The organism is Streptomyces profundus (genome assembly GCF_020740535.1).
Taxonomy (GTDB): Bacteria; Actinomycetota; Actinomycetes; order Streptomycetales; family Streptomycetaceae; genus Streptomyces; species Streptomyces profundus.
In genome coordinates, this window is record NZ_CP082362.1 from 6,724,724 (window position 1) to 6,751,353 (window position 26,630).

General features: G+C 68.5%; 18 protein-coding genes. 5 read left to right on the top strand and 13 right to left on the bottom strand.

Features of this window, described 5'->3' with window-relative positions; genetic code table 11:
* Positions 1–33 precede the first annotated feature (33 nt).
* Positions 34–1,242 carry an RNA-guided endonuclease InsQ/TnpB family protein gene (locus K4G22_RS28200; RefSeq protein ID WP_228084248.1) on the bottom strand — a complete coding sequence of 403 codons (1,209 nt, stop codon included), beginning with the start codon at positions 1,240–1,242 and terminating at the stop codon, positions 34–36.
* Between the two features lie 25 nt (positions 1,243–1,267).
* Between K4G22_RS28200 and tnpA the strand changes: the two genes are divergently transcribed.
* Positions 1,268–1,684, top strand: a complete 417-nt coding sequence (gene tnpA / locus K4G22_RS28205; protein WP_228080575.1) for an IS200/IS605 family transposase — start codon at positions 1,268–1,270, stop codon at positions 1,682–1,684.
* A gap of 259 nt (positions 1,685–1,943) precedes the next feature.
* Here the strand turns inward: tnpA and K4G22_RS28210 are convergent, their stop codons facing one another.
* The 8 genes from K4G22_RS28210 to K4G22_RS28245 form a co-directional block, all read right to left on the bottom strand.
* Positions 1,944–6,032, bottom strand: a complete 4,089-nt coding sequence (locus K4G22_RS28210) for a ThuA domain-containing protein (protein WP_228083292.1) — start codon at positions 6,030–6,032, stop codon at positions 1,944–1,946.
* Positions 6,033–6,283: 251 nt separating this feature from the next.
* Entirely contained in the window at positions 6,284–7,159 is an 876-nt protein-coding gene (locus K4G22_RS28215) for a sugar phosphate isomerase/epimerase family protein (protein ID WP_228083293.1), read from the bottom strand.
* A 103-nt stretch (positions 7,160–7,262) separates the two neighbouring features.
* The gene (locus tag K4G22_RS28220) at positions 7,263–7,994 is read right to left on the bottom strand and encodes an ABC transporter ATP-binding protein (protein WP_228083294.1); all 732 of its coding nucleotides are present in this window, start codon (positions 7,992–7,994) and stop codon (positions 7,263–7,265) included.
* On the bottom strand, positions 7,991–8,779 hold the full coding sequence (locus tag K4G22_RS28225) for an ABC transporter ATP-binding protein (RefSeq protein ID WP_228083295.1): 789 nt from the start codon (positions 8,777–8,779) through the stop codon (positions 7,991–7,993). The genes K4G22_RS28220 and K4G22_RS28225 overlap by 4 nt, the downstream gene beginning before the upstream one ends.
* Positions 8,780–8,796: 17 nt before the next feature.
* Positions 8,797–10,263: an ABC transporter substrate-binding protein gene (locus K4G22_RS28230; protein WP_228083296.1), complete on the bottom strand. Its 1,467-nt coding sequence runs from the start codon at positions 10,261–10,263 to the stop codon at positions 8,797–8,799.
* The gene (locus K4G22_RS28235) at positions 10,260–11,330 is read right to left on the bottom strand and encodes a branched-chain amino acid ABC transporter permease (protein ID WP_228083297.1); all 1,071 of its coding nucleotides are present in this window, start codon (positions 11,328–11,330) and stop codon (positions 10,260–10,262) included. The genes K4G22_RS28230 and K4G22_RS28235 overlap by 4 nt, the downstream gene beginning before the upstream one ends.
* Complete coding sequence (locus K4G22_RS28240; RefSeq protein WP_228083298.1) at positions 11,327–12,400, bottom strand: branched-chain amino acid ABC transporter permease; 1,074 nt, start codon at positions 12,398–12,400, stop codon at positions 11,327–11,329. Before K4G22_RS28240 ends, K4G22_RS28235 begins: the two co-directional genes overlap by 4 nt.
* A 184-nt stretch (positions 12,401–12,584) precedes the next feature.
* Positions 12,585–13,697, bottom strand: a complete 1,113-nt coding sequence (locus K4G22_RS28245; protein WP_228083299.1) for a Gfo/Idh/MocA family protein — start codon at positions 13,695–13,697, stop codon at positions 12,585–12,587.
* 86 nt (positions 13,698–13,783) lie between these two features.
* On the opposite strand from K4G22_RS28245, the gene K4G22_RS28250 reads away from it, so the two are divergent.
* Entirely contained in the window at positions 13,784–14,962 is a 1,179-nt protein-coding gene (locus K4G22_RS28250) for a XylR family transcriptional regulator (RefSeq protein ID WP_228083300.1), read from the top strand.
* A 1,110-nt stretch (positions 14,963–16,072) separates the two neighbouring features.
* Positions 16,073–17,260, top strand: a complete 1,188-nt coding sequence (locus K4G22_RS28260) for a hypothetical protein (protein ID WP_228083301.1) — start codon at positions 16,073–16,075, stop codon at positions 17,258–17,260.
* Positions 17,261–18,032: 772 nt separating this feature from the next.
* On the opposite strand, the gene K4G22_RS28265 is transcribed toward K4G22_RS28260, so the two are convergent.
* A complete protein-coding gene (locus K4G22_RS28265) occupies positions 18,033–18,941 on the bottom strand; it encodes a CE1 family esterase (protein WP_228083302.1) in 909 nt (302 codons plus the stop codon).
* A gap of 695 nt (positions 18,942–19,636) precedes the next feature.
* Positions 19,637–22,066 (bottom strand): glycoside hydrolase family 95 protein, encoded by a 2,430-nt coding sequence (locus K4G22_RS28270; RefSeq protein WP_228083303.1) that lies wholly within the window; start codon positions 22,064–22,066, stop codon positions 19,637–19,639.
* A gap of 405 nt (positions 22,067–22,471) precedes the next feature.
* Here K4G22_RS28270 and K4G22_RS28275 point away from each other — a divergent pair, with 405 nt between their 5' ends.
* Both K4G22_RS28275 and K4G22_RS28280 read left to right on the top strand, forming a co-directional pair.
* Positions 22,472–23,842, top strand: coding sequence for an L-fuconate dehydratase (locus K4G22_RS28275; RefSeq protein ID WP_228083304.1), 1,371 nt, complete (start codon positions 22,472–22,474; stop codon positions 23,840–23,842).
* A gap of 38 nt (positions 23,843–23,880) precedes the next feature.
* Positions 23,881–24,657 (top strand): FadR/GntR family transcriptional regulator, encoded by a 777-nt coding sequence (locus K4G22_RS28280; RefSeq protein ID WP_228083305.1) that lies wholly within the window; start codon positions 23,881–23,883, stop codon positions 24,655–24,657.
* A 73-nt stretch (positions 24,658–24,730) separates the two neighbouring features.
* Here K4G22_RS28280 and K4G22_RS28285 read toward each other — a convergent pair whose 3' ends face one another.
* On the bottom strand, positions 24,731–25,555 hold the full coding sequence (locus K4G22_RS28285) for an ATP-binding cassette domain-containing protein (protein ID WP_228083306.1): 825 nt from the start codon (positions 25,553–25,555) through the stop codon (positions 24,731–24,733).
* Positions 25,556–26,617, bottom strand: a complete 1,062-nt coding sequence (locus K4G22_RS28290) for an ABC transporter substrate-binding protein (RefSeq protein WP_228083307.1) — start codon at positions 26,615–26,617, stop codon at positions 25,556–25,558.
* Positions 26,618–26,630: the final 13 nt, after the last annotated feature.

A 26,630-nucleotide genomic window follows, 5' to 3' on the forward strand; every position in this document is an offset into this window, starting at 1 on the left:
ATCCTCGCTGCCCTGAGGGGCGGCGATTCCCGCCTACCGCGCCGTCAGAGGCTGTGGTGTCGGGTGGGTTCCTGCTTCGCTGCGCGGTGCCGGGACGGGTCCCGGTCTTACCTGCGCTCCACAGGCTGTCACGGCCAGTCCGGCCGCCTTGGCGACGTTGACCGCCGCGTTGATGTCCCGGTCCAGGACAGCCCCGCACGCCCCACACGTCCACACACGGACGTGCAGCGGCTTCGGACCGTCCTTCACGCCGCACCGCGAGCACACCTGAGATGTGGGCTCGAAGCGGCCGATCTCCACGAAGGTGCGCCCGTACCGTGCGGCCTTGTACTCCAGCATGTTCACGAACGCCGACCATCCGGCGTCGTGGACGGACTTGGCCAGGCGCGTGCGGGCGAGTCCCTTCACCGCCAGGTCCTCCACGGCGACCGCTTGGTTCTCGCGGATCAGCTTCGTGGAGAGCTGGTGGTGGAACTCGCGGCGCGCGTCGGCCACCTTCGCGTGAGCGCGGGCGACCTTCAGCCGGGCCTTGTTCCGGTTGCTGGAGCCCTTCTCCTTGCGGGAGAGGTTCCGCTGTGCCTTCTTCAGGCGCTTTTCGGCCCGGCGCAGGAAGCGCGGGCTGTCGACCTTCGTCCCGTCGGAGAGGACCGCGAAGTGCCCGAGCCCGAGATCGATGCCCAGCTCGGGCACGACCTCGGGAAGGACTTCCTGCGGACCGGTCTCCACGACGAAGCTCGCGAAGTACCCGCACGCGCTGTCCTTGACCACCGTCACCGTCGAGGGCACGGAGGGCAGCGTCCGCGACCACTTCACCTTGACGTCGCCGATCTTCGGCAGGCGCAGCTTCCCGCCGGTCGTGATCGACCAGCGGGCGTTCGCGGTGAACCGGACCGAATGTCGCGTGTCCTTGCGGGACTTGTACCGGGGTGCGCCCATGCGCGGGCGCTTGCCCGCCAGCCCGTCGAGGAAGTTCCGGTACGCGGTGTCCAGGTCGCGGAGGGACTGCTGGAGGACGACCGCCGACACGTCGCTGAGCCAGGCCCGTTCCGGGGTGTTCTTGGCCTCGGTGATCAGCGACTTCGACAGGTCACCGGTCTTCGGGAACGGCATGCCTTCGCTGCGGGCGGTCTTGCGAGCGCGGAGCGCGTCGTTGTAGACCACCCGCGCGCACCCGAACGCCCTCGCTAACGCGCTGCGCTGACCGGTGCTCGGGTACAGGCGGAAGCTGTACCGAAGCTGCATGGGGATCATGATACACAGTTGGTTTATGGGTATCGATGAGAACATTCGAACAGGTCGTCACTGTGTCTTCCGCATGCATGTCCACTTGGTTTTCGTGACGAAGTACCGGCACTCCGTCTTCGCCGACCGACACCTGACGCGGTGTGAGGAGATCATGCGCGCCGTGTGCGAGGACTTCGAGGCCGAGCTGGTCGAGTTCAACGGCGAGGCCAACCACGTCCACCTCCTCGTGAACTTCCCGCCCAAGGTCGCCGTGTCCAGGCTGGTGAACTCCCTCAAAGGCGTGTCCTCGCGCCGCCTCCGCCAGGAGTTCCCCGACCTCGTGCGCCACTACTGGCGAGCACAACGACTCTGGTCCGGCTCGTACTTCGCCGGTTCCGCCGGCGGCGCACCACTCAGCATCGTGAAGCAGTACATCGAGCAGCAGAACCGGCCGCTCTGACCAGGGCTGAGGTGAACAGTGCGGATCCATACACACAGCCGAGGCCAGAGCAACTCTCAGATTCGCTTCACCACCGGGCTGAAGCCCGGTGCACTGCGAATAGCCCCGGTAGCCCGCACCGGTGGAGGCGCCGACCCGTCGCGGCGCAAGCGGGTGGCGCCCGAGGCCGACGAGGCGCACGCACTGGTTGGACGTCGAGCCGGAGGCCCGGGGGGAAGAATCCCCCCGGGCCTCCGAGTGTGAAGGTGTGCGCACCGTGTCAGGACGCCGTGTGGCCCCTTCCCACGTTGCTGCGGGCTGCCGCGCGGTTGATGTCGCGCGCTTCGCGGGACGTGATCACCTCGTCATCCACGAGCCGCTCGGTCACCCCCCTCACATGCCTGACGAACTGTCCGTGGTTCTCCCATGTCTGGTCGGACGTGATGAGATCGTTGATCGTGCATCCGTTGCCGACCTCCCGGTTCGGCACCCCGCTGTCGATGCCGCCGGCCATCACGGTCGCCCGTTGGTCCGGATCGGTGCACGTGGTCGGGTCGACGGTCTCATCCGGGGCGAACTCCATCCAGTTCACCCGCGCCTGGCCGTCAGGGAAGACGAGATACAACGCGAACGTCCCCTCGGTCGGCGTGAGTGCGAACGTCACGTCCTGCCAGGTGGCCGCGGTTTCGGCGATGGCGACGAGCGCGTCGTTGCCCTGGCCCGAGGAGTCCACCGCGGTGGCTCCCGCGTCCTCGTCGAACCGGTACCACGCGATGTCCCCACCGCCGAGATCGCCGCCGCCGGGGGTGGTGGCGAGAGATGCGATCTCGTCCTGGTCGAGGGCACGGCCGAAGATGTTGAAGTCGTCCACCGCGCCGTTGAGCAGCGGGTCGGGCTCCCACTGCGAGTCACCGATCCAGTTCTGGTCCGTCTGGCCCAGGTCCGAGGGGGTCAGTGTGATGTTGTTGTTGGTTCCGACCGGCTCGCCGTTCAGATACAGCGTCCCGGTCGTCCCGGAGAGGCTGACCGCGACGTGCTGCCAGCCGTCGGTGGGAAGTGGCTGCGAGGCGTTGATCTGCTGCTCGCCCGAACCGTCGGTGATCGCGAACCTGAGGTTGCCGCTCCCGTCGGGGGCCGGGGTGAGGAACATGTAGTTGCCTGTTCCGGAGCCGAAGTCGAAGATCCTTGCCCACGACTGGTCGCCGTCCCAGTTCACCCATGTCGAGATGGTGAAGTCCTCGACGTCGCTGACGATGCCCTCCGGCAGCTCGACGTTCTCCACCTGGCCGGGGCCATTGATCCGGATGGCGTTGCCGAAACCTTCTGGTCCCTCCGTCCGGGGTACTTCGACGCTCCCCTCGATCTGTCCGGTGCCGAGCAGTTCGCCGTCGGGGGCGTCCCTCCGTACCTCGACCGTGGCATCCTCGGCCGCCGCAGCGCGCAGCGTGATCTCGCCGATGCCTCTGAGGTTGTAGGGCTCGTACGAGGCCCAGGCCCCGTTCTGGCCGGCTATGGCCTCGCCTCCGCCGGTCTCCTCGTCGTCCGCGGCGCTGGTGCCGATGTCCGACGAGTCGCCGAAGTGCTCCACCTCTTTCCGCTGCTGCTGAAGGAAGTGCGTCACGCCGCCGGTCAACTCCGGCGCGCCGGCCTCGCCGCCGTGGTCGGTGTAGCTGGCCGTCACGACGAGCGCGATGTCGGCGGCGTCGCCGTGCTCCGCGTCGGCCTGGGTGACGAGCACGCCTTCACAACCGGTTTCGGTTCCGCCCGGGTGCACGTGGGCGTTGCCGCCCTCATCGTGGTAGAGACCCTGCTGGACGGTGACGCGCGCGCAGTCGATCGCGTCGCCGGAGCCGTCCTCGGCGTCCACCACCGAGACCTCGAACGGGATCTCGTCACCCCAGTCGAAGACCAGCCCGTTCTCCGGAAGCTCGATGGTCACCTCGGGACGGGTGTTTCCCGCCGTGATGGTGAGATTGGAGCTGCTGGAGCGCCCGGACGGGTCGGTGACGGTCAACCGGGCGCTGTACTCGCCGGGTTCGGTGTAGACGTGGGTCGGGTTCGGCTCGTCCGATGTCGTGCCGTCGCCGAGGTCCCAGGTGTAGGTCAGCTCGTCGCCGTCCGGGTCGTGGCTGCCCTCGCCGGAGAAGTTCACCTCAAGCGGCGTGGGCCCCGAGTCCCGGTCGGAGTTGGCCTCCGCGACGGGGGTGCGTGACCCCTTGGTGTAGTTGATCTTGTACAGGCCGGAGTCCGGGTTCACGTTCCCGCCGCCGTAGTTGAAGTCCATGCCCCACTCGATCAGGTACATGGCTCCGTCAGGGCCGAACTCCATGTCGTGCGGGCTGCGGAACAGCGTGCTCGGCATGAACGGCTCGTAGCTCTCGTAGTCGCCGTTCTCATCGAGCCTGAGCGCGCCGATCCACTTTCGGGACCACTCCATGACGAACACGGCGTCGTCGTAGTACTCCGGGAACTGGCCGTCTCCCAGGAGCCCTTCCTCGTAGTGGTAGACGTCGCCCGCGTAAGCGGTGCGACCGCCGCCCACCGGGATCTCCGGGAACTCCGGGGACTCCCCGTACGGGTACCAGATGAACGCGTCCTCCGCCGGCGGCACCACGTCGAGGCCGGTGTTGAAGGGCGAGTCGTTGGCCGGACCGTTCTCGCAGTCGAAGAACTCGCCCGGCGTGTTGGTGGCGAAGTCCCATTCCCGGTACGGCTGGTTGTCGGCGATGCAGTAGGGCCAGCCGTAGTTGCCAGCTTCCCGGATCTGGTTCCACTCGTCGTAGCCACGCGGGCCCCGGTTGGGGTTGTCACTGCCGGCGTCGGGGCCGACCTCGCCCGCGTAGATCCAACCGGTGTCGTCGTCCACGGCGATCCGGAAGGGGTTGCGATGCCCCATGGTGTAGATCTCGGGCCTGGTTCTCTCGGTGCCCGGTGGGAAGAGGTTCCCCTCGGGAACCGAGTAGGTGCCGTCGTCCTCGGGCGTGATCCGCAGGATCTTGCCCCGCAGGTCGTTGGTGTTGCCCGAGGTGCGTCGCGCGTCGTAGGAGTGCTTGGCGTCCTGGCTGTTGTGCTGGTCGTGGACACGGCCATCGATCGGCGTGAAGCCGTTCGACGCGAAGTGCGCGGTGTCGTCACCGGTGGAGATGAGGAGGTTTCCGTCGGGACCGAACGTCATCGAGCCCGCGGAGTGACAGCACACCTCCCGCTGGTGCGGGATCTCCAACAGGACCTCCTCGGAGTCCATGTCGAGGGTGGTCCCGTCGAGGGTGAAGCGCGCGACGTGCTGTACCTCGGGTGAGGGGGCGCTGTAGAAGAGGTAGAGCCACTGGTTGCTCTCGAAGTCCGGATCGAGGGCGATGCCCAGCAGCCCGTTCTCGTTGCCGCGGTGAACGGGGATCTGTGCGGCGACGTTCACACCACCGGTCTCGGGGTCCCAGATCTTGACCGCGCCGCCCAACTCGACGTAGATGACCCGTCCGTCGGGGGCGACGGCCAACTCCATCGGGTTGGCGGTGTTGTCGTCGAGGGCGACCTTCTCGAACGAGGCCTCCGTCGGGGTTCCCTCGCGTGGCTCGCCGCAGTCGCCCTCGGCGGCACCGGCAGCCCACTGGACGCCGCCGAGAATGTGCTGACGCAACAGGGGCTCGTCGTAGTGCTCCGGCTCGTGGCCGAGAGCCGTGTACCAGGCGCGCCCGCCGTCGAAGTTGGAGCACCAGGCGATCGGGTGATCGTCACCCATCGCGCCCGATCCCGGGTTGTACGTCGACTCGTCCAGCGTGGCGAGTACGTGGACCTTCTCGCGCGGGTTGGCGGTGAAGTTGTACCACTCGTCCGTGCGGACCCACTCGGCCGGGAGTTCGGCGGTGGACGGGTGTGTCGGGTCCTCGATGAGCACCGTCGCTTCCTGGAACTGGTCGGCGCCCGAGGGATGGTTCCGGAAGAAGGCGTCACCCATCAGGTCCGACCACCAGGGCCAGTCCGTCTTGTCCATGTTCGAGGAGGAGTGCAGGCCGGCGACCCCACCGCCGCCCTGGACGAAGCGCTCGAACGCCTGCCGTTGGTCGGCGTTCAGGGTGTCCTCGCCGTCGGTGTAGAGGACCACGGCCGCGTAGTGGGCCAGTTGCTCGTCCGTGAAGACCGAGGCGTCCTGAGTCTCCGTTACGGCGAAGCCGTGCTCCTCGCCCAACTCCTCAACAGCCGTGATGGCCGCCGGGATTGACCCGTGCCGGAAGCCGGTAGTCTTGTGGAAGAACAGTACTTCGTACTCGTGCTCGGTCTCATGCGCGACACTGGTGGACACTCCTGGGAGGAACGAGATCAGGAATGCTGTCACCACCGTGAACAGCGCGCATCGTCTGAATCTTCGCATGGCTTACTCCATGACGTGGATGCGAATGCGGTTCGTTGATGTGCTGATGGTCGAACTCGACGGTCCGCACGGCTCACCCGAGGCGCTTCCACGGTGGAGAGGGGATTCTCCAGGAGGCTGACGTCGGCTCGCGTGGGATCGGCGGCGTGCGGGGGAGACGCCGAGTGAACCTGGGAACTCCAGCCGGGGCCGGCATCTCGTCGGCCCTTCGGCGACCCGGCGGGCGGCTCAAGCCGCCGGATCGCCGGCCGCTACCGCCTGCCCCCTTCCCCAGTCACCTCGGTGAGAAAGGACAGGCCGTCGATGGCGATCGCGTCCTGGCTCGGTGCCAACGGGCGCCAGATGGAGGCGGCCGTCGCCATCGTCTCGTTCTCCTCGGTGAAGGTCTCGATCACCAGCGGGCCCTGGTACCCGGCCGTGTCCAGGGCCGCGACGATGCCCGACCAGTCGAGGTGGCCGGCGCCCGGGGCACCCCGGTCGTTGGCGGCGACCTGGACGTGCGCGATCCGGCCCGCCGCCGTCCGGATCGCTTCCGGGACGCAGCGCTCCTCGATGTTCATGTGGAAGAGGTCCAGGCCCACGCCCCACCCCTCGGGCGGCAGACCCGTCATCGCGTCGAGCGCCTGGTCGACGGTGTTGATCAGGCTTGTCTCGAACCGGTTCAGGGGCTCGACCGCCACCGTGACGCCGGCGTCGGCCGCGTGCGACAGCACGGGTGCCAGGCTCTCCCTGAGCTGCTCGTAGCAGGCGCGCCGCTCCGCCGCGGTGACGCGCCAGGTCCGTCCCACCGATGCGTAGGCCGGCCCGGCGACCACCGGTGCGGAGACGGCGGACGCCACGTCCACCACACGCCGCACATAGTCCTGTGTGGCGGTGATCGTCGCGCGGTCGGCGGCCACCAACTCGCGTCCGGGGGCCATGGCCAGGACGACCGTGGCCGACAGGCCCAGGGAGTCGAGCAGCCGCGCGGCGCGGTGGGGGTCCCAGTCGCCCACGTTCTCCACCGGAAGCTCGATCACGTCGAAGCCCCAGGCGCGGATACGCGGCGCCAGTTCGGCCAGCCGCTGGTCGGTCAGGGGCGAGGCCCACACCCACGTGCTGACCCCGAACGTCCTGGTCGTGTTCATCGGTACTCCGATCCTCCCGTTCCGCTTTCTCTGTCGACCCCACCCCTGAGCGGGGACGCCGGCGTCCCCGCACCCGCGTGGGCGTGCTCCGTGCGGCCGGATGTCACGGATGTGCCCCTTCGTCCGCGCCGACGCCGAGATACCTGCGCTGCTGGTCCGGCCGGGTCAGCAGCTCGTCGCCCGTGAACTCGGCCTCCAAGCGGCCGGAAACCATGACGAGTTGCCGTTTCGCCAGCCGGACGGCCGCACGCAGGTTCTGCTCGACGACCAGCACGGCCACTCCCTCGTCCACCAGGTGGTGGACGGCGTCGACCAGGACATCGACGATGGTCGGGGCCAACCCCTCGGACGGCTCGTCCATCACGATCAGACGCGCGTTCAGCAGGAGGGCCCGTCCGACAGCGAGCATCTGTTGCTCCCCGCCGGAGAGAGCCGCGCCGCCGTGTCTCCTCCGCTCGGCGAGCCGCGGGAAGAGACCGTAGACCGCCTCGGGGGTCCAACGTTTGCCGCGGGTTCTCCCGGCCAGCATGGCGAGGTGCTCGTCCACGGTGAGGGACGGGAAGAGCCGGCGGCCCTGCGGCACGTAGGCGATGCCGGCGTTGGCGATCCTCTCGGGCGGTCGGCCCGTCAAGTCCACGCCCCCCAACAGGATTTCACCGCCCGTCGTGGGGAGGAATCCCACCAGGGTGTCGCAGAGCGTGGTCTTTCCCATGCCGTTCCGGCCGACGATACCGACCGCCTCGACTCCCATGCTGAAACCAAGATCCTCCAGGACGACGGAGGCCCCGTGGCCGGCCCGCAGTCCGCGGACATCGAGAAGGGGAGCGGTGGTCATGTCGTCGCCTCCGTGCCCAGATAGATCCGGTGGACGCGCGGATCGCTCCGCACCTGCCCGGGGGTGCCGGCGGTGACCTGCTCGCCGTCGGCCATCACCACCACTCGCTGGGCGACCCGGAAGGCCACGTCCATGTCGTGCTCGATGAGCAGCAGAGTGAGGTCCTCGTCGAAGGACTCAAGCAACTCGACCAACCGCTCGCGCTCTCCTCGCGACAGCCCGGACGCCGGCTCGTCGAGCAGCATGACGTCCGGTCGCGTGGAGATCGCCATGCCGAGTTCGAGTTGGCGCTGCTGCCCGTGGGCGAGTTCCCCGGCCACCGTGTCGAGCTGCCCGGAGAGCCAGACCCGGTCGGCCACGCCGGCCGCCTCCTCGTCGGTTCGCCGATCGGCGGCGGTCCGCCAGAGTGCCCAGTGCCGACCCCGGTGGCCGGTGAGAGCGAGATAGATGTTCTCCCGCACGGTGAGGCCGCTCAGAGCCCGTGCCTTCTGGTAGGTCCGTGCGACGCCCAGCCGGGGCCGGTGGCGCGAGGGCCGGTGGACGCATTCGACGCCCTTGATGACGACGGAGCCCTGGCCCGGCGTCACGTCACCGGCGATCACGTTGAACAGCGTGCTCTTACCGGCTCCGTTCGGTCCGATGACGGCCAGTCGCTCGCCCCGCGCGATGTCCAGATCGACACCGCGCAGGGCCAGCAGACCGCCGAACGCCACCGATACCGCGCGGACCCGCACGACCGGAGTCGAGTCGCTCCGCTCGGGCGGCGCGGTGTTGGGGTGGGCCATGTCCGCTCTCTCCCGTCTCAACTCTGGGGAACGCCGTCGACGACGGGGGTGGCTTGGCCTTCCCACGGCAGGTCGCGCTCGTCGCACGCCGGGAAGTCCCGACCGGGCGAGGGCGTGTCCGGACTGAACGTGCCGCCGAAGGACTGGTCCACGCCGGGGACGATGGCCACGGTCTCCTGGACGACCTCACCGGCGTCGTCCACCACGAGCCGGGAGAGCCCGACGTCCACGACGCCGCTGTTGTTCTCGTCCAGGCTGATGGGGCCGTAGGGCAGGTCGAGGGTGAGGCCGGCGAGCGCCGCGTGGAACGCGTCGACGTCGGAGATGTCGCCGTCGACCGCCTCCAGGGCTTCGACCAGCGCCACGCCGGCCGTGTAGTACCCGTAGAAGAACCCGAAGGCCGCGGCGGTCGAGGGCGGGGCGGGCTCGTTGCCGCTCAACGATCCGGCGATGCTCTCCCACGTCGCGTCGGCGCTCGCCAGGTACTCCTCGATCTCCGGGGTCATGACGTCGCCTGGCAGGGTGGCGAAGCCACCGATGTGCGCACCGGCGATGTCGCTGCCGAGGGCCTGGGCCAGGTCCGGGTTGAAGAACAGATTGCCCGCGTGCTGGTCGCCCGTCAGGTCGCCCTTGGAGTTGATGAACGCCTCCAGCGCGGCCTGGGTCCCGGTGCCGCCGACGGCCCAGAAGTAGCCGTCGACCTCGTCGGGGTTCGGGAGTTGGGCGATGTAGGAGGAGTAGTCCGTGGTTCCCAGCGGGGGGAAGACCCGGTGCGTGACGTCGCCGCCGACGGCGCAGAAGTCGGCGACGAAGCCGGCCGCCGACGTGTGGCCGAAGCTGTAGTCGTCCGCGATGACCGCGACATCGCGCCAGCCCTGCTGGTGGTAGAGCAGGTCGCCCAGCCCCGCGTTCCAGATCGCGCCGTCACCGTAGAACCGGAAGTAGTTGGGGGCCTGGATCTGGAGGGTCTGCTCCTGCGACCCCGAGATGCCGGCGAGGACCGTGAGCTCGGGATTGGCCTTCGCGTACTCGGCCACGGCCATGCCCTCGTCGCCGGAGAGCGGGCCGACGATGACATTGGCCCCGTTCTGCTCCACCAGGAGGCGTACTTCCTGCAAGATGCGGTCGGCGGTGTCGTCTCCACAGCCGATCCCGACGAGTTCGATCGGGGTGCCGGCCGCCTCCGCGCCGCTGAAGCCGTCCAGCGCGCTGGTCGACGAGTTCGAGGTGGCGCCGGCGAACCGGGCCAGTGCGAGTGTTGTGCCGGCGGCCGCGTCCTCGTGGAAGCCGCCGAACGGGCCCTCGCACTGGCCGAGGATGCCCAGCTTGACCCCGTCCCCGTCCGCGGCGGCCGTTCCTCCCGAACCCTGCTGGTCGGCGGGCAGTCCCGCCGAGTCGTCCCCGCCACCGCATCCGGCGGTCACCAGCACCAGGGCCGCCGCCAGCGAGGCCGCCGGAGCCGTTCTCCGTCTCAGCTTGCTCATGTCGCCATTCCTCCACTTTCCTTCGCTCGCTTACCGGTGGACGGGGATCCGCCCAGTGCCGGTCCTTGCAACGCGGTGATGCGGGCCCCGACATGGCGGCGCAGCCGCTGGACGATTCCGGTGAGCCCTTCCGGTGAGAGCACCATGATCAGCAGGACGATCACACCGATCACGGTGTTGAAGCGGGCCTCGGTGATCCCGATCTCGTCGATCAGCGGGAGGTCCCTCAAGTAGGTGAAGACCCACACGTAGACGAAGGCACCCAGCCAGGCGCCCTCAAAGGACGTGATGCCACCGATCACCGCGATGATCAGCAGGATCAGAGTGGGACCCGTCGCGATCGACGCCGGGTCGATCTGGCCGTTCCACCACACGTTGAGCAGCCCGCTCAAACCGGCCACGAAGCCGGCCAGCGAGAACGCCAGCGTCCGGTACAGCCGCACGTTGAATCCCAACGAGGCCATGCGCACGGGGTCGTCGCGGACACCCTGTAGCGCCAGCCCGAACGGGGTCCGTCCGGCTGCCCGAAAGCCGAGGTAGGCCAGCACCGAGAGCAGCAGGCCCGCGTAGTAGAGGCGGACCGGCGGTCCCAGGAAGTCGGGACGCTGGATGCTGGTGATACCACCGGGGCCGGAGATCTCGACGATCTGCGCGAACACGAAGTAGCCGATGACGGCGTAGACGAACGTGAGCATCAGGAAGTAGATCCCCGTGCTGCGGCTGGCGATCGCGCCCAGGACGAACGCCACCGCGACGGTCACCAGGAGCGCGAAGCCGATGGCAACCCACGGGGACCAGCCCAGATTCAGGCCCCGGGACCCGGTCTCCTGGGCCGCGTTGCCGAACATGAAACCCGCGACACCGAACAGCAGGAACTGGGCGAGCGAGGTCATGCCCCCGTACTTGGCGAGGAAGACGATGGTCGCGGCGGCCAGCCCGAGGATGAACGTCTGCGTCATGACGAAGTTGACGAAGAACGCCGTTGTCAGGTTCGGCAGGAGGAGCAGGACGGCGACCAGGGCGGCGCCGAGTAGGTTTGACGAGGTCAGCAGGCGACGGGCGGTCATGCCGGCCTCCCGAAGAGTCCATTGGGGCGGACAGCCATGACCAGCGCCAGCAGGGCAAAGGTCACGATGATCGCGTAGTAGGAGTAGTCGCTCGGCAGATAGACGGGAGAGAAGGCCACGACCGTGCCGTAGAGCAGCGAGCCGACGGCCGCTCCCTTGAGCGATCCAAGGCCCCCGACGATGACGACGATGAGGGCGTTCAGCAGCCAGCTTCCGTCGGTCCCGGGGGCGGCCCCCGCGAACGAGGCCCCGAGCACGCCGCCCACGCCCGCGAGGAAGGAGCCGACAAGGAAAGTGATCGCGAAGACCAGACGGATGTTGATGCCGAGGGCGCGGACCATTTGACGGTCGTCCACGCCGGCGCGGATCACCATACCCATGCTCGTCCTCGTGAGCCAGAGCCACAGCAGAACCCCGACCAGTACCGCCACGCCAAGAATGAACACCCTGGTGAGGGCGTAGCGTTCACCCGCGACGGAGAAGAAGTGCGTGACGGCACCCGGCCAGACCATGGTCTGGGCCAGCCCGCCGAACTCCCGCAGCATCTGGTCGGCCAGGACGACCGTGAGGGCGAGAGTGATCAGCGCCTGGCGTAGTTCCTGACCCTCGTTCCACTGGAGGAAGAGCTGTTGCATCAACAGCCCGACCACGGCGGCGACGCTCGCCCCGACCAGCATCGGCACGAGCCAGTCCAGCCAACCGACGTGCGCCGGCTCGATGTTGCGTGACCGGCCGACCATCGCCTCCTGCACCCGGATGGCTATGTAGGCGGCGAGCAGGAACAGCGAACCGTGGGCCATGTTCACCGTGCGCATCAATCCGAAGATCAGGGTGAAGCCGGACGCCGCGACGAACAGCAGCCCGGCGAACGTGACCGCGTCGAGCGCGGTGACAAGGAACTTGCCCGGGTTGTCGATCGCCGGCCCGGCCGGCGTGCCGTCGGCCAGCACCGCCACCCAGAGGGCGGCGGCGAGGGCGGTCAGGACGATGGCCAGGACCGGGAGTCGGGGCAGCTTCGCGGGCCACTTCTTCGCCGTCCCGGTCGGCGGAATGGGCGAGGGCGCGGTCATGGGGACCCCCCGGAGGGACGTTTCGCTACCTCCCGGTGCGGCACGGTCGGGTACCGCGTCCGGGAGCCGGTCTGGGCAGGATCCATGCGTGTCTCCGCGGTTGAGCGCCGCGACCCGATGCGGCAGGTCTCCGGCATCGCGAACCCGGTCGGCGCGTGGTCGGCACATGACGCACGCGTCCCGGTCATCCCGCCGCCCGCCCGAAATCGGGGATCGAGACCCGTGCCCCGCCGTTCATGGCCGACTCATGGGCGCAGATGCCCACCGACGTCCAGTTCGCGGCGGTCACCTCGTCGATCGCGGGCGCGCGGTCCTCGACAATGCTGCGGAGGAACTCGTGCGCCATATGCGGATGCGATCCGCCATGGCCGCTTCCCTGGATGAACGAGAGGTGCTCATGGTCGTCGTCGTAGACGCCTCTCGTCGTGAACGGGGCCACCTCGGGCGGCAGTCGGTGCCCGAAGTCGGGGACCTCCACCGCCTCCGGAACCTCACCGACGTGCAGCACGTGTCCTGACCCCTGTGTCTGCTCCCACTCGAAGCTCGCGCGGTCGCCGAACGCCGTGAAGCTCTCGACGTACTCACGAGCTGTCTCGAAGAGGAAGCGCGCGATCTCCGCACCCACCGGAGAATCACGGAGGGTGAGCAGAGCGCTCTCCACGGCGAAGGGGGATCCGTATTTGCTGGTGAGTTCTTCCGAGATGCGGCCAGATCCGATGCAGACGACACTTTCCGCTAATGCCCCGGCCAGGCTGAGCACCGGGCTGACCGCGTGTGTCGCGTAATGCATCGGCGGCAGTCCTTCCCAGTACCCGGGCCAGCCGGCCATTTCCTGGTAGTGGGCTCCGCGAAGAAACTGGATACGCCCCAGGGTGCCATTGTCGAGAAGATCCTGAACATGCAGGAACTCCCTGGAGTAGACCACCGTCTCCATCATCATGTACTTCTTGCCCGACTCTTTGGCCGCGGCCACGATGGCTCGGCACTCGTCAAGTGTCGTGGCCATCGGTACGGTGCAGGCGACATGCTTGCCGGCGCGGAGGGCCGATACGGTGTGCTCCGCGTGGTGGGGAATCGGGGTGTTGATGTGGACGGCATCGATTTCCGGGTCCCGGAGCATCGCGTCGTAACTGCTGTACCTGGCCGGCACGCCGAACCTGTCGGCTATCTCCTTCAAAGGAGCTTCGGCGCGTTGGCAGACGGCCACCAGATCGGCATCAGGATGGGCTTGGTAGATGGGGATGAACTCGGCACCGAAACCGAGTCCGGCGATCGCCACCCGTACTTGCTCTGTCATCGTTGACCTCCCAAGGCAGTGCCAGGCTACGGACGGTGCTGAGATCAAGCCATGCGTAATTCAGCAGTCCGGCTTAGAATATTTACATGGCTGACCCGGGGATCCGTCACGTGGCGTTACTGGTCGAAACGTCGAACACATACGCTCGCGGGCTGCTGGTCGGCGTGAAGAAGTACGTGGAGGCTCACCCTGGTTGGTCGATGTACCTCGCCGAACACAGCCGGCACGAAACCGACTTCTCGTGGCTCGAAGGCTGGCAGGGCCACGGACTGCTGGCCCGCATCGAGAGCGTCGAGACGGCGCGGTTCATCCGTCGACTCGCCCTTCCCACGGTTGATCTGAGCGCCGGGCAGCTGGTGCCCGAGCTGCCCGGCGTCGAGACCGACGACGACACGATCGCGGAGTGGGCGGTCCAGCACTTCGAGGAGCGAGGGCTGCGGCACTTCGCCTACTGCGGGGACGAGCGGTTCGGCTGGTCGCTGAAGCGTGGCGCCTGGTTCACCGAGCATGTACGCCGACGCGGGCTGACCGCGCGGGAGTTCCGCATGAAGGCGTCGGCGATGCGCGCCGCCGACCGCGAGCGTCTCGCTGGGTGGCTCACGAGCCTTCCCAAACCGGTGGGCGTGTTGGCCTGTTACGACATCGCGGGTCAGGAGGTGCTGGAGGCGTGCAAGATCGCCGATCTGAGGGTGCCGGACTCGGTCGCCGTCATCGGCGTGGACAACGACGACCTCATCGGCAGCCTCACCTCACCGCCGCTGTCGAGCATTGAGCCGGACACGACGAGGACGGGCTACCTCGCGGCCGAGCTCCTGGACCTCATGATGCGGGGGCGGTCCCTCGAACCCGGGCTTCGTCTGATCGAACCGACCCGCCTCGTGGCCCGGCAGTCCTCGGACATCCTTGCCGTGGACGATCCACTCGTCGCCGGGGCCCTACGGTTCATCCGGGACCATTCGGATCAGAACCTCTCCGTGGAAGTGGTGATCCGGCACGTCGGGCTCTCCCGCCGGGCTCTCGACCACCGATTCGTGCGGCTGTTGGGCAGAACGGTGCACGGTGAGATCGTGCGTGTCCGGGTGGGCCATATCGCCGAGCTGCTCTCCTCGACGGACTGGACACTCCAACAGATCGCGAAGCGGCTGAGCTTCAGTCATCCCGAGTACATGAGCGTCGTGTTCAAGAAGTACACCGGCAAGTCGCCCGGCCAGTTCCGTCGAGCGGTCAGCGGGTCCGTGGCCCGGCAGGCGTTCTGGCAGGAGTGACCCCGCCCGCCCCGGAGGGCGGGCAGGGCCATCCGGCGGCGCGGTCCAGCTCAGTGAGGTTTTCTCAGCAGTGATCACTTCCAGGTTCCGTCGCGGACGAGGGGCGGCACGCGCGATGTCGCCGACGCGGCTGGGGCTGAGCGTGACGCGCCGCGGGGCTCGCCACCGCTGCTCGCGCTCGGGCGGCGTCCGCTCACCCGGAGCCCGCACGGGTCTCGGCAGGGCGTCGCGCACGCGGGTGTCCACGTGAAGTGCCTGTTCCGACTTGCCTCTTGGCCGCCGAACCTCTTGGCCGTCGGACCTCTTGGCCGTCGGACAGGGACGCGGATGCCGATGCCCGCGCCGAGGCAGCCCTTGTCGGCCAGGGTGGGCAAGCCGTCGGCCGTCGCCTTGTACAGAGCGGAAGGGCGTGGATCCGGGCGGCGGTGATGTCGGGGAGGCTGCCGGGTCCGACCTCGGAGACCCACAGCGGGGTGCCGTCCGGCGCGGCGAGGAACTGGATGTCGCCGCCGAATGCCTTGTGCTTCTGGCTGAACCACAGTTCGTCGCCGTTCTCGCGGACACCGGCGAGGCGGTCCGACTCGATCGGCGTGCCGTCGAGGATCACGTGCGTCACGCCCTCGCGCCGGCAGGGAGAGGACATCGTGCCGGTCGGGGGCCCGCTCGGCGAGGACGTCGACGCCCTCGTGCCGTGAGCGGCCAGCAGCCGGGCGAGGCACTCCACCACGTGGCGCGGACATCGAGCGTGGCACTGTAGGCGACCCACGTGAAGCCTCTGGTGCAGCGGACGATCTTGTGAGCGGGACTGTCCTGCCAAGGGCTTCACGTCTGCCCGTAAAAATGGCGCGGCAGCCGGTCGAGCCCCGCCGCCCGCCTCGACACGGTGAAGATCATTTCGTTGAGCGAAACTCACTGCTCCGTGGAAGCCCTACCCCACGCGAGAGACACGACATACGCCGAGGACGCCTCCATGGTCCGCACCGGCAGCGCGCCTGGACCCTCCATCACCCATCTGAGTGATCCGTGACTGGATATCCGATACAGCGCATGACGTCGGGTAGTCCCGTTCGGGGCAGGCGACCGCCTGCCGGGAGAACGGGAGGGTCATTCATGAGCAAGGCGTTCACTGTGTGCTTCAGCGGGACGGCTTGCACGCGAGACGAGGGCGAGGTGTCGCGTGAGGGCAGTGACAAGAGGATCTACAGTCCCGGGACGGGCTATATCCCGGTCCGTATCCACAAGGAGATCACCGGCGACCTGGCCGCCACCAGTCCCAGCGTGACGGTGCGCGGCGTGGGCGAGAACGACTGGGCGGTGCCTCGGAACACCAGCGAGCCGCTGGTTCTGACCGGCCCGCTGACCGTTCCCCAGGACCTGCTGGCCGACACGCAGGGGTACTCCGGCGGCGATCGGTGGTCGACGATCTCGCAGGCGGCGGGCCAGGAGGCCGCCGCTCTCGCCCTGCACGGCGCGAACCTTGCGGCGCGCGGCGACGCGGAGGCGTACAACCTCATCGGGCACAGCAGGGGCGCCATGGAATGCGTCATGGCTGCTTGGTTCCTCTACGCGTACGGCCGCAAGGACGTGCCGGTGCGCATTTTCGCGATCGACCCTGTCCCCGGCCCGGGGGACTGGTACGGGATCATCACCCAACTGCCGCCGAACGTCGCCGAGTATGTCGGCGTCACGGCCTGGGACCACCTCGACAGCGGCTTCAACGGGCTGGTGCCGCGGCCCAACGCCAAGATGGTCGGCAGCTCCGCGACCATGAACCTGGGGAAGACCTGGAGCACGCTGGCGGACGACTACCAACTCGCGGACCCGTTGGAGGCGATCGAGCCGAGCCCGGCGCAGCCCACCGGCTACCGGCTGTTCGCATCCCGGGGGAAGCACGGGACGGTCGCCGGCAACATGACCAGCGATGGCAAGTACGACCCGATCAACGTCAGCGAGAGCGCCGCGCGGGTGCCGGAGCTGATCTACCGGCTGGCCCGGACCCATCTCACCGCTTGGGGGACGGAGTTCCTGGTGGGGTCGGAGGCCGACTCCGCCGCGCTGCCGCTGCGGCAGGAGAGCAATCTCGACCACGCGCTGTTCGACACGATGGGCGGCGGGACGCCACGTGACAGCTACCTGCCGGGGCGCCCCTACGTGCGGCGGGTCTCGTCGATCTCCGGGCTGGACCCGTCCAACTACTACTACCTCGAAGACGTGGTGGGGAACCCGCCGCATCAGCACCCGTATCCCGTGACCGCCGCCCGCGCGGGCTCCGGCTGGGTGCACTGGGACTTTCTTTAGGCGAGGGGTAACGGGGCAAGCCTCGGCGACGGGTGAATCGAGGACCACGGACAGCGGATCACAAGGGAGCCACTCCGAGATCTCTTGATCATCCTGGCTCCAGTGATTTTCGCTCAACGAAATGATCTTCGCCGCGTCGAGGCGGGCGGCGGGCATCGGCATCCGCGTCCCTGTCCGACGGCCAAGAGGTTCGGCGGCCAAGAGGCAAGTTGGAACAGGCACTTCACGTGGACACCCTCGTCCGCGACGGAACCTGGAAGTGATCACTGCTGAGAAAACCTCAGTGACGCTCAGGACCGCTGTCGCGCCAGGTAGCGGGGTGGTCGGAGGTGACACCGTCCCAGTTCCGGCCCCTGCCGGTGGTCGAGGCGTTGTTGAGGACGTCGAGGAGGAGCGGGTCTCGTCGGCCCGCCAGGGGTACTTGTCGCCCCGAGTTGCTCGATAGGGCATTCAAGTCCCCCTGCGGACTCGGACTTCCATCCGATCTCCCGCTTTCCTCGCGCGGTTTAGCGCCTGACGGATCCGGACACCGAATCGGTATACCGGGTCCTACCAACAGGCACTGGCGCATTTTGCCCTCCGCTCCGCTATTCCGGGGAAAGGTGTCCTCCCGTCATTCGGCCACGGCTCCGCGGAAGCCACGCGGAAGGTCGTGAAGGAGGCTGTGAAGGAGGTAGGGGTACCACTCGTCTCCCGGGCCGCGCGGGGCGAAAGCCCCCGGCGCCGCAGGGGCGGCGCCGGGGGTTGGGGCGGAAATCAGAAGCGGGAGGGCCTAGAAGCGGGTGAGGAAGTCCCAGGTCTCGCCCGGCAGCCAGGTGTTGGAGCCGCTGTCCCCCGGCGCCCCGTCCTGGGGCGCCGCGATGTGGCCACCGTCGAAGGAGGCCCAGACCACGGGGTGCTCGGCCGAGCAGCCGGAGTAAGCGGTGGTGATGTGGGTCAGACTGCCCGGCGCCGGCGCTGGCGGGTTCTGGCCGGCACAGCCGTTGTTACGGACGAAGGTGTCACGCAGCGTCGCGCCTCCGTTGCCGTCGCTGATGCCGTGGGCGCCGAAGTAGGCGACCGGCTGGGTGCCTCCGTCGCATCCGCTGACCTGCCCGGGAGCGCCATAGGCGGCCACCGCGCGGAAGACGTCGGGCCGGGAGCAGGCAAGGGAGTAGCTCATGGCCCCGCCGTAGCTGAAGCCGACGGCGAAGCGCTGGTTCGTCTCGACGCAGAGGTTGTCCTCCACGACCCGCAGCAGATCGTCGACAAAGGCCACGTCGCGACCGCCGCTGTTGGGCCAGGCGTTGTCGATGCCCTGCGGGGCGACAAAGATGGTGCTGTCCCCGGCCAGCCTCTTGAGGCCGTAGTAGGACCAGGTGCCGGTCTCCACGGTCTGGCCCGTCGCGACGTCTTCTGCCGTCCCACCCCACCAGTGGAAGCCCAGAACGATGCGGTGGGGGTGGTTGTTGTCGTAGTTGTCGGGAATGTCGAGGATGAACGTGCGGTCGATTCCGCCGCTCTGGATCGTGTGCGTGCCGTCCGTCAGGCCCGGGGCCGAGCCGCATCCCGCGGTGGCGTCGGCGGTTCGGGCGTCGGACGTCCGGGCGTCGTCGAGCGTGCTGCCCAGCGCTGGACCTCCGGTCAGCATGACCAGCAGGGCGGCGATGACCGTGGGCAGGGCGGCGAGTCTACGCTTCACGGCGGTGCCCCCTCTGGCGCTGTCCAGTCGACATCGGCTCCTCCTTCATCGGGGTGGGGAGCAGAGGCGGTCCCGCCGCCTGTGCGTCCCGAGGTGAGGTCGGACCACGGTGGTGAGCGCGTCTCCTGTGGCTCCGGAAACGGGGAGTATCCGGTTTACCGGATGGCCTCAAAAGCAAGCTCCCTATTTCTCTCGATGTGATCGAGTGAAAGGGGCTCGCGTGCGCTCGGCGAATATAAGCAGCCGCCTGCGTGGGGTCTCATGGCGACTCGCGAAGAATGGCCTTCAGGGCCGCTTGTTCGGCCCGTCGGACAAAGGTTATGGTGTGGCTCTTATCTCGTGAGCACGTTAGCGCCGCATTGTGTTGTATGGCAAGGGGCTCGGAATTCTGAATTTCCCGGCGGGGCCGGTCGACATGGCCCGCGAGCCCTGGAATCGTTTTCCATCGGGGAATTCTCGCTGTCATTCGGTGCGAGGAATACTCGACGGCCGCGAGAGGCCCGGCGCTCAGCCGGGCCCCCGGGCGCGGGCGGTGGACTCCCCGGGGGCGCCGGGGAGTTCATCGAACCCGCGTCACGTTCGGGGTCGGCTGTGTCCGGATGGCGGCGAGTTGCCGCCGGACGCCGGGCCTCGCGGGCCAGAGCTGGGAAGCCTGAGCAGGGGCGCCGACGACCTTCGTGCGCTTCGGGACGGTCCTACCGGCGGCGCGCCAGGAACTCGCGGCCGGCCGTCATGGACACCTCGACGGCGTCACTGCCGACGCGTCGGACGCGCGGCCGGGGGTGGGAGCCGTCCGCGGAGTCGAAGACGGACCGGCCGGGCGTGAACAGCCCGCCCCGCAGCCGTATGGAGGTGTTCCGGTCAGAGACGAACCTGGCCTCGGTGGGTTCGCCGTCCTCCCAGGAGAGCGACACGGTGTGTCCGCCTCGCCCTCTCAGTCCCTGGACGCTGCCCGTGGGCCAGGCGTCGGGGAGAGCCGGCAGGATGTGCAGCTCGCCGGCATGGCTCTGGAGCAGCATCTCGGCGATACCGCCCGTGGCCCCGAAGTTCCCGTCGATCTGGAACGGTGGATGCAGGTCGAACATGTTGGGCGCCAGTCTCTCCGGCGTGATCAGGTAGTCCACCAGGTCGTGGGCGCGGTTGCCGTCCTCCAGTCGGGCCCAGAAGTTGATCTTCCAGGCGAGGGACCAGCCGGTGCCGTCGTCGCCGCGGATCTCCAGGGTGCGGCGGGCCGCCTCGAAGAGTTCCGGGGTGCCCTCCCGGGTGATCTGGTTGCTGGGGTGGAGCCCGTAGAGATGGGAGACATGCCGGTGCGTCCGCTCCGGCTCGATCCAGTCCTCCATCCACTCCTGGATGTTGCCCCGGGAGCCGATACGCATCGGTGGCAGGCGGTCCCGAGCCGCCAGGACCTGGGCACGGAAGTCGCTGTCCACGCCCAGTTCCTCGCTGGCCAGGGCGACGCCGTTGAAGACGTCGACCAGGATCTGGTTGTCCATCGTGGGTCCGGCGCACACGCTGACCCCGTTGTGGTGTGCCAACTCCGGCGAGTTGGACGGGTTGGTGACGAGGAATCCCTCGTTCGGCTCCGCCACCAGGGTGTCCAGGAAGAACTCGGCGCACCCCCTGAGTGCGAGGTAGTTGGCGGCCAGGAAGTCCCGGTCCCCGGTGAAGAGGTAGTGGTCCCAGATCAGCGTGGACAACCAGGCGCCGCCTGTCTGCCACATGCCCCACAGCGCGCCGTCCACGACCGAGGTACCCCGCCACGCGTCGGTGTTGTGGTGGGTGACCCAGCCGCCCGCCCCGTACTGCGCCTGAGCGGTGCGGGCGCCGCTGACGGTGAGGTCGTCGATCAGCCCGAAGACGGGCTCGAAGCACTCCGACAGGTTGGTGGTGTCCGCGGGCCAGTAGTTCATCGGAAGGTTGGCGTTGATGGTGTACTTGGAGTCCCACGGGGGCTGCATCAGGTCGTTCCACACGCCCTGGAGGTTCGCCGGCTGGGTGCCGGGCCTGGAGGACGAGATCAGCAGGTACCGGCCGTACTGGAAGAGCAGCGCGGAAAGTTGGGGATCGTCCGTGTCGGCGTGCCGGGCGATCCGCACGTCCGTGGGTTGGTCGGCCGCGTCGGTGCGGCCCAGGTCGATGCTGGTGCGACCGAACAGCTCCTGGTAGTCGGCCACATGACGCTCGCGCAGTTGCGCGTGCGAGGACTCCGCGGCGGCGTTGAGGTGCGCCCAGGCGATGCCGGAATAGTCGCCGTCCACGTTCTGGAAGTCGACATAACTGGAACCGATGGAGATCAACAGGGTCACGCTGTTCGCACCCTGGACGGTCAGTGTCCCGCCGGTGCTGGAGACCTGGCCCCCCTCGGCGACCGCGTGGGCCAGGGCGAGGAAGCGCACCGATCCGGCGACGCCCTCCTGGTCGGCGGAGATCCCCTCCAGCGCCACGGTGGTGGTGTTGGGGCTGGAGACGTCGGAGCGCTGCGGTGAGTCGAACCGGGCGGTGAACGAGATCGCTTCGGCGGCATCCGACGTCAGGCGCATGACAATCACCTGGTCGGGCGCGCTCGCCAGGGTCTCCCGCTGGTGTCGCACCCCGTCGACGACGAACGTGGTGGAGGCGGTGGCCGTGGTCAGGTCCAGCCTCCGGTGATACTCCGTCACCTCGCCCGCGGCCTCGAAGTCGATGAGGAGATCGCCGACGGGCTGGTAGGCGAGTTGGCCCGGGGGATCGCCCATCATCGCCTCGTCGACCAGGCTCTGAGCCGCACCCCAGTCGTCGGCGAAGACCAGGCGCTGGATCTCCGCGAGTTGCTCGGCGCCACGCGGGTTGGCGGAGTCATAGGGGCCGCCCGCCCAGACGGTGTCCTCGTTGAGCTGGATCACCTCGTCGGAGACGTTGCCGAACACCATGGCGCCCATCCGGCCGTTGCCGAGGGGGAGGGCACGCAGCCAGTCGGCGCCGGCCCCCGCGTCGTACCAGAGGGCGAGGTCGTCGGCGGCGCGGACCGCCGCCGGGGGCTGGCTCGCCGCGCGGGCGGTCGCGGTCCAGTGGAACGGCAGGAGAGCGCCGCCGGTACCGGCGGCGCCGGCCATCAGGACATTTCTGCGGGGAAGGTGGGGCATCTCGGTCCTCCAGGGACTGTTGACGTCGCGGGCGGCTCGTGCCCTGCCCGCCGCCGGCACGCGCGAGGCGGAGGCGGAGGGGGTGCCGGGGGATCGCTGTGAACCTACAAACATTCGATGTATTCAGTCAACGGGTGTGCGCCATGACGGGTGTGCGCCATGACGGGTGGAGGCTCAGCCACAGGGCCTGTGGTGGGTCCGTCGCTCTCGCGCGGGGCGCGGCGCGGAAACTCGCTGTCCGCAGGTGGTTCGTGTCCCCGTCACGAACGGGGAGCCGGCGGGGTGGGCCCGTCGGACGCCGGCGATCTCCCCGGCGTCCGATGGCGGGACGATTCGTTGACGCTCCGGAAACGCGTCGCCTAGACTCCGAGTCATCCGATCTTTGTTCCGCTGGAGACGAGTTCCATGCCGCAGATCACTGCTGTGACTGTCGAGGATGTCCGCTTCCCCACCTCTCTCACCGCGGACGGCTCCGACGCCATGAACAAGGACGGCGACTACTCGGCCTCCTATGTCGTCCTGCACACCGACGCGACGGCTCCGGACGGGAGCCCGCTGGCCGGCCACGGGCTCACGTTCACCATCGGACGGGGGAACGACATCGTCGTGGCCGCCGCCCGCCAGCAGGCCGAGCGGTTGGTCGGCAGGGATGTGTCCGCGATGGCGGCGGATATGGGGGAGGTGTACCGCTTTCTGACCTCCGACTCCCAGCTGAGGTGGCTCGGCCCTGAGAAGGGCGTCGTGCACCTGTCGCTGGCAGCGGTCATGAACGCGGCCTGGGATCTGGTGGCACGCAGGGCCGGCCTGCCGCTGTGGCAGCTGCTCGTGGAGTCGTCCCCCGAGGAGCTGGTGCGGATCGCGGACCTCCGTTATCTGTCGGATGTGCTGACGCCTGATGAGGCGTTGGAGATCCTCCGTGCCAAGGAGAGCACCAGGGGGAAACGCGTCGCCGAGCTGCGGCGCACGGGGTACCCGGCCTACACGACGTCCGCCGGGTGGCTCGGTTACACGGACGACAAGCTGTCCCGGCTGTGCCGGGAGGCGGTGGCGTCGGGGTACGGCCATGTCAAGCTCAAGGTGGGCGGTGACCTTGAGGACGATATCCGCCGCTGCTCGATCGCTCGCGAGATCCTCGGTCCCGACCGCCATCTGATGATCGACGCCAACCAGGTGTGGGATGTCGACGAGGCCATCCGGTGGGTTCGGGAGTTGGCCAGGTTCGACCCGCTGTGGATCGAGGAGCCCACCAGCCCGGACGACGTGCTCGGTCACGCGGCGGTGCGCCGGGCCGTGGCCCCGGTCGGGGTCGCGACGGGGGAGCACTGCCACAACCGGGTGATGTTCAAGCAGCTTTTCCAGGCGGGGGCCATCGACTTCTGCCAGCTGGACACCGGACGCCTGGCCAGCGTCAACGAGATCGTCGCCGTGCTGCTGATGGCCGCCAAGTTCGGTGTACCGGTCTGCCCCCACGCCGGCGGTGTGGGGCTGTGCGAGATGGTGCAGCACATCTCCGTCCTCGACTACGTGGCGATCTCCGGAGATCTCACCGGGCGGGTGACGGAGTTCGTCGACCATCTCCACGAGCACTTCACCGACCCGCCGGTGGTGACGGACGCCGGTGGTGGCAGCGGATACGTGCTCCCCACCGCCCCCGGCTACTCGACCAGGATGCGGAGCGCCTCGGTCGACCAGTACCGTTTCCCCCACGGTCACTACTGGACCTCGGCCAGCGGCGACGGTGGACGGAGCAGGGCGATACCGGCGACGCCGCTCTGAGGAGTGACACTGGCCTGGAGTGAGGACGCAGATCGGTCATGTCCCGCGCGGACGAAGTGGTAGACGGCATCAAGCGGATGATCCTCGACGGGGTCTTCCGTCCGGGGGACCGCCTCCCGGTCGAGAAGGAGCTGGCCGAGACGCTCGGGGTCTCCCGGGGGTCGCTGAGGGAGGGCATCTCGGCGCTGTCGATCCTCGGGATCGTCAGCACCCGTCAGGGCGACGGCACCTATGTCACCAACCTCGACGCGGCCCGCCTGATGTCACCGATGGGGTTCCTGGCCGATCTCCAGGGAAAGGGCGACATCGGGAACATCCACCAGATTCGCCGGCTGCTGGAGTGCGAGGCCGCACGGCTCGCCGCCCCCAGGATCACCGAGTTGGCGCTCGCCCAGGCGAGAGGGCTGCTCGACGAGTGTGCCGATATTCTCGACCAGCCGGGGCCACCGGATCATCAGCGGCTGATCGAGGCCGACATCGCCTTCCACCGCATCATCGCCGTGCACACCGGCAACCCCGTGCTCGCGGGCCTCATCGAGGCGTTCGCCGGGCGCACCGTGCGGGGGCGGCTCTGGCGCAGCCTGCACGAGGAGGGGGCCGACCAGCGGACCCACCACGAGCATGTGGAGATCCTGCGGGCCCTGATCGCCCGCGACGGCGAACGGGCTCAGATCCGCATGGCCGCTCACCTGTTGGGGGTGGAGGAGTCCCTCTACCGGGACCCACCCGAGAACGCCGGCCCCTCGGCGGGGCCGGAGAGCACATCCGCCCTCGACAGCCAGCCCTCCACCGCCGCGTTCTCCACCCGGGGATGAGGGGCCGGCCTCCTTCTTGTGAGAGTCCCCCTCCTGTGAGAGTCCCCCTGCCAACTCCGTGGCAGGGGTTCGCTCAGTCGTCGTTCTCGTCCTCGTAGGTCATGGCCCCCGTCATCGCCGCCACCAGATCGTCGGTGGTGACCTCCGAGGCGCGGAAGCGGGCGGCGCGTCTGCCCAGGCGGAGCACCTCGACGCGGTCGGCCACCTCCAGCACCTGGGGCATGTTGTGGCTGACGAGGACCACCGACATTCCCGCGTCGCGCGCCCGCCGCACGACGTCCAGGACGCGCTCCGTCTGGACCACTCCGAGGGCGGCTGTGGGCTCGTCCAGGATGACCACGTTCGTGGCCCAGATGATGGCACGGGCCACCGCCACGCTCTGCCGCTGTCCGCCGGACAGCATGGAGATGGGGGTGGTGACGCGCGGGATGCGCACCCCGAGTTGTTTCAGGGCCTCGGCGGCTCCGCGCCGCATGGCGCCCTTGTCGAGCAGACCGAGGCGACCGAGCACGCCGTCCCGGATGATCTCGCGGCCCAGATACAGATTGGACGCGACACTGAGGTCGTCGGCCACGGCGAGATCCTGGTACACCGTCTCGACGCCGTGCCGGCGCGCGTCCAGCGGCGAGCTGAACCGTACCGATCGGCCCCCGACGCGCAGTTCGCCGCCGTCCGGCGGGTGGACTCCCGAGAGCGTCTTGACGAGTGTGCTCTTTCCCGCGCCGTTGTCCCCGATGAGCGCGACCACCTCGGCCTTGTCCACGGTCAGGTTGGCGCCCCTCAGGGCCTCGACATGACCGAAGCGCTTGACGATGCCGCGGGCCTCCAGCACCGGCCCGTCTCCGGTGGCCGCCGATTCGGGCACCGGGCGCGTCGCTGGTTCGCCTCCGATGTTCATTCAGTCCACCGGGGGGTTGTCACAGCTGGGCTCAAGCACGGCGGTGGCCTCCTCGGAGTCGAGGTTCTCCTGGGTGAGGAACGTGACTCCGGTGTCCGCCGATGCCAGCTCCGCCCCTTCTCGCAGATGATCCACCATGGCACTCACGCCCGCATAGCCCATGCGGAACGGGTTCTGCACGACGAGTGCGGATATCTGGCCGCTGCGAAGCCCCGCGATCTCGTCGGGAGCGGCGTCCCAGCCGATGATCACGATCTCACCCGACTTGCCGGCGGCTTCGACGGCCTGTGCCGCGCCCAGCACGCTGGGCTCGTTGGCCGCGAAGATGCCCGCCAGGTCCGGGTTGGCGGACAGGATGTCCTCGGTCACCCGCCGGGCCTCGTTGACGTCGCTGTGGCTGGGCTGCTGGCCCACGAGGGTCAGGTTCTCGTGCTGCTCCAGGCCCGCGGTGAAGCCGTCCACCCGCTCGGTGTTGGTCTGTGAGCCGGGCTGGAACTCGATCAGCGCCACCTCGTGATCTCCCTCGCCCAGCTCCTCGGCGAGCAGGTTCGCCGCCTCCGTCGCGGCGTTCTGGTTGTCGGTGGCGAACAGCGGGACCTCGTCGGGCTGTGGGTCCGTGCCGGAGTCGATCATCGCCACCGGGATGCCGGCGTTGAGCGCCTGCCGCGTGGCGGGGGTCAGTGCGGCGGAGTCGGTCGCCGCGTAGACGATACCGTCCATATCGCGGGTGACGAAGTTCTGGATCAGGTTGACCTGACCCTCGACGTCCGTCTCGGCGGTGACCCCGTCCCAGCTGACGGAGACGTCGCCCGCCTCCTCGGCGGCGCACTCGGCGCCGGCGCGCACGGTGTTCCAGAACTCGTGTCCGACGGCCTTGGGGACCACGGCCAGTTCGAGTGGACCGTCCTGCGGGCTGTCGCCGCCGTCCGAGTCACCCCCGCCGTCGCTGTCCCGTACCTCGACGCCGCCACAGGCGGTCAGCAGGGTGCCGGTGAGAGCGAGAGCGAGAAGAGATCGGGCCGGCGCGCCGACGTTCGCGCGTCGGGAAGCTCTGAATGTCATGTTCTCTGTCCTT

Excerpts from the sequence above, each read along its gene's own strand:
- K4G22_RS28210 (WP_228083292.1), bottom strand. The coding sequence starts at position 6,032 with ATGCGAAGATTCAGACGATGCGCGCTGTTCACGGTGGTGACAGCATTC.
- K4G22_RS28270 (WP_228083303.1), bottom strand. The coding sequence starts at position 22,066 with ATGCCCCACCTTCCCCGCAGAAATGTCCTGATGGCCGGCGCCGCCGGT.
- K4G22_RS28285 (WP_228083306.1), bottom strand. The coding sequence starts at position 25,555 with ATGAACATCGGAGGCGAACCAGCGACGCGCCCGGTGCCCGAATCGGCG.
- tnpA (WP_228080575.1), top strand. The coding sequence starts at position 1,268 with ATGGGTATCGATGAGAACATTCGAACAGGTCGTCACTGTGTCTTCCGC.
- K4G22_RS28235 (WP_228083297.1), bottom strand. The coding sequence starts at position 11,330 with ATGACCGCCCGTCGCCTGCTGACCTCGTCAAACCTACTCGGCGCCGCC.
- K4G22_RS28275 (WP_228083304.1), top strand. The coding sequence starts at position 22,472 with ATGCCGCAGATCACTGCTGTGACTGTCGAGGATGTCCGCTTCCCCACC.
- K4G22_RS28260 (WP_228083301.1), top strand. The coding sequence starts at position 16,073 with ATGAGCAAGGCGTTCACTGTGTGCTTCAGCGGGACGGCTTGCACGCGA.
- K4G22_RS28290 (WP_228083307.1), bottom strand. The coding sequence starts at position 26,617 with ATGACATTCAGAGCTTCCCGACGCGCGAACGTCGGCGCGCCGGCCCGA.
- K4G22_RS28245 (WP_228083299.1), bottom strand. The coding sequence starts at position 13,697 with ATGACAGAGCAAGTACGGGTGGCGATCGCCGGACTCGGTTTCGGTGCC.
- K4G22_RS28250 (WP_228083300.1), top strand. The coding sequence starts at position 13,784 with ATGGCTGACCCGGGGATCCGTCACGTGGCGTTACTGGTCGAAACGTCG.
- K4G22_RS28240 (WP_228083298.1), bottom strand. The coding sequence starts at position 12,400 with ATGACCGCGCCCTCGCCCATTCCGCCGACCGGGACGGCGAAGAAGTGG.
- K4G22_RS28220 (WP_228083294.1), bottom strand. The coding sequence starts at position 7,994 with ATGACCACCGCTCCCCTTCTCGATGTCCGCGGACTGCGGGCCGGCCAC.
- K4G22_RS28280 (WP_228083305.1), top strand. The coding sequence starts at position 23,881 with ATGTCCCGCGCGGACGAAGTGGTAGACGGCATCAAGCGGATGATCCTC.
- K4G22_RS28200 (WP_228084248.1), bottom strand. The coding sequence starts at position 1,242 with ATGCAGCTTCGGTACAGCTTCCGCCTGTACCCGAGCACCGGTCAGCGC.
- K4G22_RS28215 (WP_228083293.1), bottom strand. The coding sequence starts at position 7,159 with ATGAACACGACCAGGACGTTCGGGGTCAGCACGTGGGTGTGGGCCTCG.
- K4G22_RS28230 (WP_228083296.1), bottom strand. The coding sequence starts at position 10,263 with ATGAGCAAGCTGAGACGGAGAACGGCTCCGGCGGCCTCGCTGGCGGCG.
- K4G22_RS28225 (WP_228083295.1), bottom strand. The coding sequence starts at position 8,779 with ATGGCCCACCCCAACACCGCGCCGCCCGAGCGGAGCGACTCGACTCCG.